We start from the raw sequence: 12,371 nt of genomic DNA, 5'->3' as shown, positions 1-12,371 counted from the left end.
CCCCTGCTCGTCGGCCGGCCGGGGCCTAGTTGGTGCCGACCCGGGCCAGCATGTCCACGATCCGGCCCTGTACCTCGGGGCTCGTGGAGCGCTCGGCCAGGAACAGCACCGTCTCGCCGGAGGCCAGCCGCGGCAGGTCCGCCGGGTCGACGGCCGCCGTGTAGACGACGAGCGGGGTGCGGTTGAGCTGCCCGTTCGCCCGCAGCCAGTCGATGATCCCGGCCTGCCGACGGTGCACCTGCATCAGGTCCATCACGACCAGGTTCGGCCTGAGCTGCCCGGCCAGCGTCACCGCGTCGGCGTCGCTCGCCGCCCGCGCGACCTGCATCCCGCGACGCTCCAGCGTCGAGGTCAGCGCCAGCGCGATCTCCGCGTGCTCCTCGATGAGCAGCACGCGCGGCGGGTGCTGCTCGCTGTCCCGCGGGGCGAGCGCCTTCAGCAGGACGGCGGGATCGGCGCCGTACGCCGCCTCCCGCGTCGCCTGCCCGAGCCCGGCCGTGACCAGCACCGGCACCTCCGCCGCCACGGCGGCCTGCCGCAGCGACTGGAGCGCGGTACGGGTGATCGGCCCGGTCAGCGGGTCCACGAACAACGCGGCCGGGAACGCCGCGATCTGCGCGTCGACCTCCTCGCGCGAGTGCACGATGACCGGCCGGTAGCCGCGGTCGCTGAGCGCCTGCTGGGTCGTGACGTCCGGTGCGGGCCACACCAGCAGCCGCCGCGGGTTGTCCAGCGGCTCCGGCGGCAGCTCGTCGTCCATCGGCTGCGGGCGCGGGTTGTCCGCGATCTCGATCGCGCCGCCCGGCCCGTCCAGCGGCTCGGGACCCTCGGCGGCGTTCTCGTCCGGGGCGCCTATGGCGTACGACCGTCCGGGGCCCTCAAGGACCGGGGCCGGCCGGGACTGTCCGGCCGCCGACGGCTGCGCGGCCGGCTGCTCGGTCGGCGGGTGCGGACGGGCCGGCTGCTCCGGGCGCTGCTCGGTGCGCGCGTCCGGGTCGGGCGGCGTGCCCAGCTTGCGGCGGCGGCCGGAACCGTTCGACGCATGAGGGGGCGGGGTGGCCGTCGGCTGCTGGACCTGCAGCGCCTGCCTGCTGAACGGCACGCCCTGGCCCAGCGTCCGCACGCTGATCGCCCGCCCCTGCGTCGAGTTGGGGTCGACAGGCGCGGTGGCCGCCGCGGCCGCCTCGGCGGGCAGCGGCTGAGCAGCGCGCGACTGCGCGGCGGGGTGTTCCGGCGGGAGCGGGGTGCCGGCGCCGGCGGTGTCGTGCGCGTTCGGGGTGGGAGCCGGCTGGGCCACGGGGGCCTGACCGGGGGCGTTCTGCTGGGCCGGGACCCCTTGGGGTGGGGTCGCCGGACCGGCCTGCGCCGGGACCGCCTGGCCGGGGGCGACCGGAACGCCGACCGCCTCCGCGGGGAGCGGCTGGGCGGCCGGGAGCTGACCCGGGGCCGCTTGTCCGGTGTTCTGCCCGGCGTCCTGGCCGGGAAGAGCGGGGGCGACGAGCGCCTGCGGCGGCACCGGCTGTGCCGGAGCCAACTGCGCCTGAGCCATCTGCGCGGGGACCGGCTGTCCGGGCGCCAACTGCACGCCCTGACCCACGGTGCCCTGCGCGGGCACGGGGGCACTCGGCAGCGCCTGCGGAGCGGGGGCCGCCGGTGCCACGAGGCCGGGCTGGACCGGCGTACCGGCCTGTCCCGCCGGGGCGGCCTGCACGGGCACCCCCTGTGCGGGGGTGCCGGACACCTCCGCCGGCTGGGCCACGGCCCGTCGGCGGCGGCCCGTCGGCGCGCTCGTGGGATGCGGCTGCGGCGGGGTGTGGTCCTCGGCCTGGTGGTGCGCCACGGCATCGTGCCGGCCGTCGTCGACCTGGGAACGACCCGGAAGCGCGATCGGCGCACCGTCTCCGGGCACCTGGGCCTGCCCCGGAACCTGAGCCTGCACCGGAACCTGTCCGGTCCCCTGCCCGTCCACGACCTGGGCACCGGCACTGCCGGCACCGGTCTCGGGCGAGCGATCCGCCTCCGCGGGCGGCAGCGCGAAGACCGTGCGGGCCCCCGCCTCCTGCGCGGCGGCACGCTCCTGCGCGGCGGCCAGGGCGCGTCGACGGCGCCCGGTCGGCTGCGCGTCGTCGGCCGCGGAGACCTCGACGGCCTCGTCCGCGGGCGCGGCGGAACCGGCCGCGGGAGCCGCGGGCAGCGCGGGCGGCAGCGCCTGGCGTTCGCCGTCGTCGCGCCGGGCACGCCGCCCGGTCGGTGCGGGCACGCCCTGCGGCGGTACGGTCCCGCCGAGCCCCGAGCCGACGGCGGCGGTCCCCGCCGCGTGCTCGGCCGCGGTCAGCACGGCACCCTCGGACACACCCTCGTCGCCTGCGGCGTCCTCGGCCGGCCGGCCGCGTCGCCGTCCCGTGCCGCCACTGGAGCCCTCGCCGCTCTCGATGGCCACGGGCGCCGGGTCCTCGGCCGCACGCCTGCGACGCCGTCCGGTCGGTACGGGCGCCTCCGCCTCGGCACCGCCGGACTCGCCGAGGACCTCGCTCTCCAGGAAGGCGTCCACGGAGGACCGCCGGGCCCGCCGCCGTCCGCCACCGGAGGTCTGGTCGGCCGGGGCACCCTCGTCGGGACCGCCCTCGTCGACGGCCGGGGCCGCGTCGACCGCGGGGGCCGGGGCGGCGACGGCTCCCGCGCCACCGCCCAGCGGCACCTCGAGCACGTACGCGCTGCCGCTCATGCCCGGCACCTCGTGCGTCTGCAGCACACCGCCGTGCGCCCGCACGATCCCCCGGACGATCGGCTCGTGCACCGGGTCTCCCCCGGCGTACGGACCGCGCACCTCGATGCGGACGACCTCGCCGCGCTGCGCCGCCGCGACGACGACCGTGTTGTCCATATAACCGCCCGCCGACACGGGCGCGTTGCCGGTGGCGTCGACCCCGGCCACGTCCGCCACGAGATGCGCGAGCGCGGTCGCGAGCCGCTGCGGGTCGACCTCGGCCTCGATGGGCGGCGCGTGCACGGCGAACTGCACGCGTCCCGGCCCGATGAGGTCGACGGCCCCGTCGACACCGGCGGCGACGACGGCGTCGAGCATCACTTTCGTACGGGTGATGTCCTCGGTGCCCGCGTCCAGCCGCTGGTAGCCGAGCACGTTGTCGATGAGCTGGGTGATGCGCGAGTAGCCGGCCGAGAGGTGGTGGAGCACCTGGTTGGCCTCGGGCCACAGCTGGCCGGCGTCGTCGGCGGCCAGGGCGGCCAGCTCGCGGCGCAGCTCGTCGAGGGGCCCGCGCAGGGAGCGGGCCAGCAGGGTGAGCAGCTGCTCGTGCCGACCGGACAGGGCCTCGTAGCGGTCCCTCTCCCGTTCGCCGAGCGCGGCGTACCGGTCCTCACCGGCCGCCAGCTCCTCCGCGTGCCGCTCGCGCAGCTCCGCCAGCTCGGTGACGTGCTGCTGACGCAGTGCGGTGAGGTCGGCGGCGTGCTCCTCGGAGAGCCGCTCCAGCTCCTGCGCGTGCCGCTTCTCGGCCGCGTCCTTCTCGTCGGTGAGGCTGTCGTACGGCCGTCGGTCGGTGAAGGTCATCACGGCGCCGACCAGCTGGTCGCCGTCGCGCACGGGCGCGGTCGTCATGTCGACCGGCACCTTCTGGTCGCCCTTGGACCACATCACCTGCCCGCGCACCCGGTGCTTGCGTCCGGAGCGCAGGGTGTCGGCGAGGGGCGACTCCCCGTACGGGAAGGGCGAGCCGTCGGGGCGGGAGTGCAGGAAGAGGGTGTGCAGCTCCTTGCCGCCGAGCTCGCCGGCCCGGTACCCCAGTATCTGGGCGGCCGCCGGGTTGACGAGCACGATCCGGCCGTCGGTGTCGGTGCCGACGACACCCTCCGAGGCGGCCCGCAGGATCATCTCGGTCTGCCGCTGCGAGCGCGCGAGCTCGGCCTCGGTGTCCACGGTGCCGGACAGGTCGCGTACGACGAGCATCAGCAGCTCGTCGCCGGTGTAGCCGTAACCGTCGTACGCCTGCTGTCCGTTCTCCAGGTTCGCGCTGGTGACCTCGACGGGGAACTCGCTCCCGTCCGTCCGTCGGGCGATCATCCGAGTCGGCTTGGTCCGCCCGTGCGGGTCCATGGAGTCGGGCCGCCGCATGGAGCCCGGGATCAGCTTGGAGTCGAACTGCGGCAGCAGATCGAGCAGGCCCCGCCCCACCAACGCAGTACCCGGCGCCTCGAAGGCCTCCAGGGCGATCGTGTTGGCGTTGACCACGGTTCCATTCGCGTTGACCAGCACCAACGCGTCGGGAAGCGCGTCGAGTATGGCTGCGAGGCGAGCAGCGCCTCGGGATGGCCTGCTGCTCACGAGACGCTTCCTCCCTGTTACCGCACCTTGCCGACCGCTCGGGCCATCTTGCCAACCGGCCCGCGACGTGTCACGCGAGGGAGTCTAAGGGCAGCGGTTGCGCTCAGGATGCCGGATGAGAGGGAGGTCGCACGTGGAAGTGACGGCGAACGTGTGACCGCCTGCTCAGGCTTCGCGAGACCTTCGCGGGACTTTTACGGGACCGGGGATTCCGCCATGAAACACCTGTGCGGCAAACCGGCGGGCCGAGCCGGTGGCGGTACGGCTAGGACCCCAGGCCGGGCAGCAGCGGCACCATCCGGTCCCACCGCCCGATCTCGCACCCGTTGCTGCGGTCGAACGAGGCGTCGACCGGGCGTCCGGCCCACGTTCCGGTGACACGGGCGGTGGCCGGGCCGCCGTACAGCATGGTGCAGACGCTGCCCGGCGCCACCGGCGCGAAGGGCTCCCGGCCCCAGCGGGTGTTCCGGTCCACGGCCCGGCAGGCGCCCCCCACGTCCGGGTGACTGCCGGCGCCCGGGTGACAGGACAGCTCGTACGTCCCGTCCCGCCCGGCACCCGCGTGCCGGACGGTGACGGTCAGACGGTCGCCGGACCCGACCGCCCGGTCCTCGTCCCGGACGGGCGGAGGCGCGGTGACGGGGCGGGGCACGGCGACGGAGGCGGCGGGCGGGGCGGAGGCGGCGGAATCGGTGGCGGCGGTCGCGGGGACGGCGGCGACGGCGGACACCGAGGCGAAGGCGGCGGCGGACGCCACGACGGCTCGCGAGAAGACCAGCAACATGCCCTGCCCAACGCCCGCGGACCCCGGACGTTGCGCCCCGCCCCGCCGACGACAAGGGCTTTGCCCTGCGACCCGAGTGCCTAGTACCGTGGGGGGCGATTGGTGACAGCACGCTCGACTGTGTCATCATCTGCACGCACCCACTCACGCGCTCGCGTGGAGGGTTGTGCGGGAGGCGTCGCCTAGTCCGGTCTATGGCGCCGCACTGCTAATGCGGTTTGGGCCTTAAAGCCCATCGAGGGTTCAAATCCCTCCGCCTCCGCACCTGATCACCGAAGCCCCGGTCCACAAGGACCGGGGCTTCGGTGCTTCCCGGTCTCTCCCCGATCGCCCCGCGACCTCGCCAGAACCCTCTCATGAGGCGTTTTCGCAGGTCACAAGGGATGTGCCAAACGGATTTCACATGACGGCGGCAGTCATGTAATGTTCTTCCTGTCGCCGCGAGCGGGCCGGAAGGGCCGGGAGCGGGGACAGAATAAGAGAAAAGCAAGCACTCGTAGCTTAACGGATAGAGCATCTGACTACGGATCAGAAGGTTGCAGGTTCGAATCCTGCCGAGTGCGCAGCACGCCAAAGGCCCTGTGGAGAGATCCACAGGGCCTTTGGCTTTTGCTTTGACGGCAGTGTCTGACGGCAACCGCCTCAGGGGGCGGCGAGGGGCCGATCAGACGGCTACGAGGACACCCGCCGGGCCGTCGTCATCGTCCGGCCCGTTGCCGTCACCCCTCAGTGCGTCCCCGACGCGATCGAAGGCGGATCGCTGGGAATCGAGCCGGATCTGTTGCGAGAGCGAGCTGCCGACGGGTGCGAAGTCCGTATCGCGATCGGCGATCCGGACAGCGTGAATGTCCAACAGCGTGGCACGGCAGAGAAGTTCGGCCACGGGATCGAGCCCCGGTGCCGACTTGCCCTCATGCACTGTCGCCCACTGGCCGACGTATCCGGCATTGAGGTGCGGACCCACGCCACTACGCTCTACAACTCGATCTATCGTGCGGATGACCAGGCGTTGGTCAATGCCCACGTCTGGGGCGTGAACGCCTACGGTGCTCCCGTGTGGCATCTTCGGTGGGCACGTACACCGACCCTCACCACATCATTGCCTACTCGGACGGTGAGGTACGCAGACAGTTCAACATCTGCTACACCGCCCGTGTGGTCGGCGGCCGACTCGCGATCTCGGACGAGTCGACGGAGCTGCGATTCGTCCAGCCGGTGGATCGCGGTGACGGCAACCCTGCTGGCAACGACGGCACACAGAGGCCGTTGAACACGACCACCAGTCTGGAGGCGGGCCGAGCGCCCGCACAACACGCTGCTCGATCCTAGAGATCGGCCAGCTGCGCCAGGGCACGGATCGCTGGTTCCGTCTCTGTCATGGGCTCCTTCTGTTTCTCCCGCGTCTATGGCCGCAGCTCAGGTATCGCGAGGGTTCGCAAATGCTCACGTCACGGTGCAGTGTGGAGCCGTGGACATACGGCGAGGCTGGGCTGGTGTGCGGCCGCCGTGGCAGTCAAGCCATGCGCTGCTGGTGATCCCGATCGTGCTCATCGTGGTGATCACGGCGGTGGACCAGCTGGTCCCGGCCGACGTTCACCTCGGTCCGCTGCTGGTCATTTCTCCTGCGATCACCGCCTCGTTCGCCGGCCCCCGGCTGACCGGGCTGATCGGGTTCCTGGCGGTGGCGGCGCAGGGCTACATCGGGTGGCACTTCCACGTCCTGTTCTCCCGAAATGTGCTGGTGCAGATCCTCGCCCTGGCGGTGCTCTCCGCCCTGATCGTCTTCTTCTGCGTGATGCGCGAGCGTCACCGCCGCCAGCTTGCCCAGGTGCGCTCGGTCGCCGAGGCCACGCAGCACGCTCTCCTGTGGCCGCTGCCTGGGCAGATCGGCCCCGTGCAAATCGCCTGCCTGTACCTGGCCGCCGAGGACGAGGCACAGATCGGAGGTGACCTGTACGCCGCCACGTACATCGACAGCTGCGTGCGGGTCATGATCGGTGACGTACGAGGCAAGGGGCTGTCCGCCATCGGCGAGGCCGCCCTACTGATCGGGGCCTTCCGCGAGGCTGCTCACCAGCACACCACCCTGCCGGCGCTGGCCGCTGCCCTGGAACAGAGCGCGGACCGCAACCTGGCCCACTTGGAGGTGGACGGGGAAGAGGGCGAACGGTTCGCCACCGTGCTGCTGGTGGAGGTGCCCGATGAAGGCCCCGTTATCCGGGTCGTCAGCTGCGGACATCCGCCACCTCTGCTGCTCAGCCACGGCAGTGCCGTGACGATTCCTGTCCATCCCGCGCCCCCGCTCGGGGTCAGCGGTTCGGTGCCGGTGGACTACACCCTCGATGTTTTCTCCCTCGCGCCCGGCGACACCCTCCTGCTCTACACCGACGGTGTCATCGAGGCTCGCGACGCCACCGGCACCTTCTACCAGCTCACGCAGCGGGCCGCCCGGTGGAGCGGCAGTAGTCCCGAAGCGCTGCTGCATCACCTCCGGCGCGATCTACTCGCCCATGCCGGGGGCCGGCTCCACGACGATGCCGCGCTGGTCGCGCTGCGCTGCGGGCCCGGCTCAGACGCAGACCGCCACCCTCACGGGCGCGGCAGGCGGTCGTAGGGCAGGCAGGGGCCTGCAGAAAGGGTGTGGAAGTCTTGCAGCTGACAGTATTCGGATGAACACACTGCGAGAGGGAGTGCGATGCGGGAGGCGTATCACGAGGAGCTGGCCGCGCTATGCGATGCACTGGTCGAGATGGCTCGGTTGGTGGGTTCCGCGATCGGCCGGGCCACCACGGCCCTCCTGGACGCCGACCTGCCACTGGCCGAGAGCGTCATCGCGGCCGACGCGAAAGTCGACGACCTTCAGCGGGATCTGGAGGACCGGGCGATCGCCATACTGGCCCGACAACAGCCGGTCGCCACCGACCTGCGGACCGTGGTCACCTCCCTGCGCATGAGCGCGGACCTGGAACGGTCCGGGGACCTGGCCCAGCATGTGGCCAAGCTGGCCAGGCTCCGGTTCCCCGAACGAGCGATTCCGGGCGATCTGCACCGCACAATCCTGGAAATGGGCCAGCTCGCCCAGCGCCTCATGGCCCAGGCCGCCGAAGTACTCATCACCAAGGACATCGCCGTAGCGTTGCAGCTCGAACAAGACGACGACCGCATGGACGAGCTGCACCGCACGATCTTCCAGCACCTCATGGACGACAGGTGGAAGCACGGGGTGGAGACGGCCGTCGACGTCACGCTGGTCGGCCGCTACTACGAACGATTCGCCGACCACGCCGTCTCCGTCGCCCAGCGCGTGGTCTACCTCGTCACGGGCGAGCGCGCAGACGAACTCGACCCTGGCACCGTGGCGCCCTGACGCGGGGCCCGGCCAGGCCGAGTTCTGACATGAGCCACCGACGGCAACCACGACGGCAACGACGGCACACAGAGACCGTTGATCACGGCCATCAGCGATCAGCCGGGAGGAAGGTGGAGCCCCCCGCACGGCCGCTTGCCCGAGGGCGCCGTCTCGTTCAAGAGGTGGCCGTCCGCTGCTGTTGCGGACCGGCGAGGCGCGGAGTTGCAATCGAGTGTGAGGCTCTTCGGTGATGCCGTGTCCGCCGGCCGACCCGCTCCGGGCACGGGGCCCGGCCGGAAAGGGCTCAAGTCCGACGCACTGGGCATGTTCTCCTCGGTCGTCATCGGCCTGGCCTCCACCGCCCCGGCCTACAGCATGGCCGCCACGCTGGGGATCATCGTGGCCGCGGTCGGGCTGCAGGCCCCGATCGTCACCATGCTGTCGTTCATCCCGATGCTGCTGATCGCGTACGCCTTCCGGGAGCTCAACGCGAGCAACGCCGACTGCGGCACCACCTTCACCTGGGCCACGCGCGCCTTCGGCCCGCGCACCGGCTGGATGGGCGGCTGGGGGATCATCGTCGCCAACATCCTCGTCATGGGGAACCTCGCCGTGCTCGCCGGTACCTACAGCTTCCGGTTGGTGGGCCTGGACGGGCTGGCGGAGAACCGGACGTGGACCACCGTCGCGGGCATCGTCTGGCTCGCCGTGATGACCGTGGTCTGTTACGTCGGCATCGAGTTCTCGGCCGCGGTCCAGCGCTGGCTGCTGTGCCTGGAAGTGGTGATGCTGATCCTGTTCTCCGTCGCCGCGCTGGTGCGGGTCTACACCGACCCTCCGTCGACGTCGATCCATGTGTCCGCCTCCTGGTTCAACCCCTTCGAGGTGACCTCGGCGAAGGCCCTGACCTCGGGCCTCCTGGCGGGCGTCTTCATCTACTGGGGCTGGGACAGCGCCGTCTCGGTCAACGAGGAGACCGTCGACAGCGCGCGCGTTCCCGGGCGCGCCGCGGTCATGTCCACCGTGATCCTGCTGGGCATGTACGCGCTGGTGGCCACCTCGGCGCAGGCGTTCGCGGGGGTCGGCACCTCGGGCATCGGGCTGGCCAACGAGGGCAACGTGGACGATGTGCTCTCGGGCCTTGGCAAGGCCGTGTTCGGGAACCAGGACGCGGGGCTCGTCCTGCTCAGACTGCTGATCCTGATGGTGCTGACCTCGGCGCTGGCCTCCGCCCAGACCACCATCCTGCCCCTGGCCAGGACCGTCTTCTCCATGGCGGTCCACAAGGCGCTCCCCTCCCAGTTCGCCCGGGTGCACCGCCGATTCCTCACCCCGACCTGGGGAACCATCGGCATGGGAGCGGCGTCGATCGCCTTTCTGGTCCTGCTGACGTCGTTCAGCGGGAACGTCCTCGTGGACACGGTCGACTCGGTCGGCCTCGCGATCACCTTCCAGTACGGACTGACCGGCTTCGCCTGCCTCTGGTACTACCGCAAGATCCTCGACCGCAGCGTCAAGGACCTGGTCTTCAAGGGTCTGCTGCCCGGGCTGGGCGGGCTGATGATGCTCCTCCTCTTCGTCTACGCCGTCTTCGTCTACGCGGCCCCCGGGTACGGCGCGACCACCGTCGACCTGCCACTGATCGGACCGACGGGCGGGGTCACGGTCGTGGGCCTCGGCGCGCTGCTGATCGGTCTCGTGCTGATGCCGCTGGTCACCCGCGGGCACACGGCCGCCCTCAAGCTCCAGCGGAGCATGCTTCCGCGCCATCTGCCGCCGCAGACCGCCATCGAGTCGGCCCGCCGCTATCTGCCCGCCGACAGCGGGACCGGCGTCGGGGGCGACTGGTTCGACGTCATCCCGCTCTCGGGCACCCGGGTCGGCCTGGTCGTCGGGGACGTCCTCGGCCACGGACTGCACGCCGCCGCGGCCATGGGGCGGCTGAGCACGGGCGTGCGGGTGCTGGCCCGGCTGGACCTGGCCCCGGACGAGGTCCTCACCCGCCTGCACGACCTGGTCGAGCAGACCGCGCAAGAGCGCGCACCCGGCCACCACTCCTTCCTCGCACGGCCCCACGCCACCGAGATCAGCGCGGTGACCTGCCTGTACGCGGTGTACGACCCGGTCTCGGGACGGTGCACCCTGGCACGGGCGGGGCCCTCGCCCCTGGCGGTCGTCGATCCGCACACGGGTGTCACCGGCTTCCCGGAGCTGCCGACCGGGCCGCCGCTGGGAGTCGGCGGCCCGCCCTATGAGAGCGCCGAACTGCAGCTCGCTCCCGGCAGCGTCGTCGCCCTGTTCACGGACGGCCTCCTCCAGGCGGCCGACGCTCCGGCCGACGGGCTGCGGCAGCTCGGCCGGGTCCTCGCCGAGTACCGGCGGCCGTTGTACGAGCTGTGCGACGAGGCGGTGACCTGTCTGCTGCCCGGGGCGGTCGACGAGGACGCGACGCTGCTACTGGCCCGCACCCGCATGCTCGACCGGAACCAGTTCGCCCAGTGGGAGGTGACCGCGGACCCGGCCGCGGTCGGTTCGCTGCGCACCACCGTCAGCAAGCAGCTCGACGAGTGGGGTCTGCACGATCTGTCGTTCACCACCGAGCTCGTCATCAGCGAGCTGGTCACCAACGCCATCCGCTACGTCGGCGGACCGATCCAGGTCCGTCTGATCCGGGACCGGACCCTGATCTGCGAGGTCTCCGACACCGGGCACACGACCCCCAACCTGCGGCACGCCGCGAGCGACGACGAAGGCGGCCGGGGGCTGTTCATCATCGCCCAGATGACCCATCTCTGGGGGACGCGCTACACGGACACCGGCAAGATCATCTGGACCGAGCAGCTCATGTCGCCCGCGGGCGAGACATAGACCCGGCGCGTCAGCACTCCTCTTCCGGGTCGTTCCGGTTCAGCTTCTCCAGATACTCGTGGGCCAGGGCGGTCGCGCGGGTGAACCAGTCGGTCAGCACCGCGAGTTCGTCGGGGGAGTAGTCGCCGAACAGCTCCGTCAGGCGCTCGTAGTGGCCCGCGTAGACGGCCTCGACGCGGGCGACGGCGTCCGGCACGGCGGCCACGCGCACCCGGCGGCGGTCCGCCGGGTCGGGGCGACGGGTGACGTAGCCGGCACGTTCGAGGCGGTTGAGGATTCCGGTGACCGCCCCCGTGGTGACGTGGGCGCGGGCCGCCAGGTCGCCGGCGGTGAGCAGGTCCTCGCCGGCCTCCAGGACGAAGGCGAAACAGGTGAGGTCGGTGACGTTCAGACCCAGCCGCCGGGCCAGTTCCTGCTGTCCGATCAGGTGGGCGGCGATGAGGTGGTCCATCGCCGACAGCGCCTGGGCCCCGGTGGCGGCCGGTCGCGGCGTGCCGTGCATGTTTCTCAATTCTCTTAGCTCGTAAGGGATTTAGGGAGTAAATTTCTTTCGTGGTGAGGGAGTCTAGGTGCCCTCACGCCGGACGCGGGGTTTCCGCTGCCTACGAGACGGAGGCGGGTACGTGAGCGGTCATCTGCACGACGAGGGGCACACGGTCGCGGGCTGGACCGGTTTCGGCATCGCGACCATCGGGACCGCGGCGGTGGGAGCGGGGGTGATCATGACCTCGGTCCCCTGGGCGGTCGTCGGCGGAGCCGTCATCGCCGTCGCCGTCCTGGTCACCTGGTACCTCCATCTCGTCGGCTGGGGCAAGCCCCCGGGCCACCGCCCCAGGTCGCAGTGGCCCCTGGGGGTGCGCGACACCGGAGCCCGTCAGGGTCACTCCGGCTGCGTCGGCTGCCGCCTTGCGGGCCGCACCCGCGGCACCTCGACCCTCGAACCCCGGCCGGCCGCCGCGACCGGGGACCCGGAGCCGGCGTCGGCGGAGGCCGGAGGCTGATCGAGCACGGGAACCCCCGCGGCTCCCCGC

The 12,371-nt window shown here is 71.8% G+C and carries 7 protein-coding genes, 2 tRNA genes and 2 pseudogenes; 8 read left to right on the top strand and 3 right to left on the bottom strand.

Translation table 11 applies throughout. The features are described 5' to 3' along the window. Window positions 1-25 precede the first annotated feature (25 nt). Window positions 26-4,339, bottom strand: coding sequence for a PAS domain-containing protein (locus ACWGKT_RS11590; protein ID WP_453273426.1), 4,314 nt, complete (start codon window positions 4,337-4,339; stop codon window positions 26-28). A gap of 265 nt (window positions 4,340-4,604) precedes the next feature. Then, window positions 4,605-5,123 (bottom strand): SSI family serine proteinase inhibitor, encoded by a 519-nt coding sequence (locus ACWGKT_RS11585; RefSeq protein ID WP_453273425.1) that lies wholly within the window; start codon window positions 5,121-5,123, stop codon window positions 4,605-4,607. Between the two features lie 171 nt (window positions 5,124-5,294). On the opposite strand from ACWGKT_RS11585, the gene ACWGKT_RS11580 reads away from it, so the two are divergent. From ACWGKT_RS11580 to ACWGKT_RS11550, 7 genes and pseudogenes are all read left to right on the top strand, one after another. Continuing rightward, window positions 5,295-5,385, top strand: a tRNA-Ser gene (locus tag ACWGKT_RS11580). 228 nt (window positions 5,386-5,613) lie between these two features. Further along, a tRNA-Arg gene (locus ACWGKT_RS11575) sits at window positions 5,614-5,686 on the top strand. A 212-nt stretch (window positions 5,687-5,898) separates the two neighbouring features. Continuing rightward, window positions 5,899-6,192 (top strand): annotated as a pseudogene (locus tag ACWGKT_RS11570) (XRE family transcriptional regulator); the annotation flags it as partial. Then, a pseudogene (locus ACWGKT_RS11565) lies at window positions 6,180-6,338 on the top strand (DNA mismatch repair protein MutT); the annotation flags it as partial. The pseudogenes ACWGKT_RS11570 and ACWGKT_RS11565, both read left to right, overlap by 13 nt. Window positions 6,339-6,591: 253 nt before the next feature. Next, window positions 6,592-7,737 (top strand): PP2C family protein-serine/threonine phosphatase, encoded by a 1,146-nt coding sequence (locus tag ACWGKT_RS11560; RefSeq protein WP_453273424.1) that lies wholly within the window; start codon window positions 6,592-6,594, stop codon window positions 7,735-7,737. An 81-nt stretch (window positions 7,738-7,818) separates the two neighbouring features. Then, complete coding sequence (gene phoU, locus ACWGKT_RS11555) at window positions 7,819-8,490, top strand: phosphate signaling complex protein PhoU (RefSeq protein ID WP_356143494.1); 672 nt, start codon at window positions 7,819-7,821, stop codon at window positions 8,488-8,490. Between the two features lie 306 nt (window positions 8,491-8,796). Continuing rightward, a complete protein-coding gene (locus ACWGKT_RS11550) occupies window positions 8,797-11,340 on the top strand; it encodes an amino acid permease (RefSeq protein WP_453273551.1) in 2,544 nt (847 codons plus the stop codon). A 10-nt stretch (window positions 11,341-11,350) separates the two neighbouring features. Here ACWGKT_RS11550 and ACWGKT_RS11545 read toward each other — a convergent pair whose 3' ends face one another. Next, window positions 11,351-11,842 (bottom strand): MarR family winged helix-turn-helix transcriptional regulator, encoded by a 492-nt coding sequence (locus ACWGKT_RS11545; protein ID WP_453273423.1) that lies wholly within the window; start codon window positions 11,840-11,842, stop codon window positions 11,351-11,353. A gap of 121 nt (window positions 11,843-11,963) precedes the next feature. Between ACWGKT_RS11545 and ACWGKT_RS11540 the strand changes: the two genes are divergently transcribed. Next, on the top strand, window positions 11,964-12,341 hold the full coding sequence (locus ACWGKT_RS11540; protein WP_453273422.1) for an HGxxPAAW family protein: 378 nt from the start codon (window positions 11,964-11,966) through the stop codon (window positions 12,339-12,341). Window positions 12,342-12,371: the final 30 nt, after the last annotated feature.

The sequence above is a fragment of the Streptomyces sp. NPDC054794 genome (genome assembly GCF_053611585.1).
This window is presented reverse-complemented; position numbering and strand designations above follow the sequence as displayed.

Bases quoted from the DNA above. Each gene is read 5' to 3' on its own strand.
- ACWGKT_RS11585 (WP_453273425.1), bottom strand. From the start codon at position 5,123: ATGTTGCTGGTCTTCTCGCGAGCCGTCGTGGCGTCCGCCGCCGCCTTC.
- phoU (WP_356143494.1), top strand. From the start codon at position 7,819: ATGCGGGAGGCGTATCACGAGGAGCTGGCCGCGCTATGCGATGCACTG.
- ACWGKT_RS11550 (WP_453273551.1), top strand. From the start codon at position 8,797: ATGTTCTCCTCGGTCGTCATCGGCCTGGCCTCCACCGCCCCGGCCTAC.
- ACWGKT_RS11545 (WP_453273423.1), bottom strand. From the start codon at position 11,842: ATGCACGGCACGCCGCGACCGGCCGCCACCGGGGCCCAGGCGCTGTCG.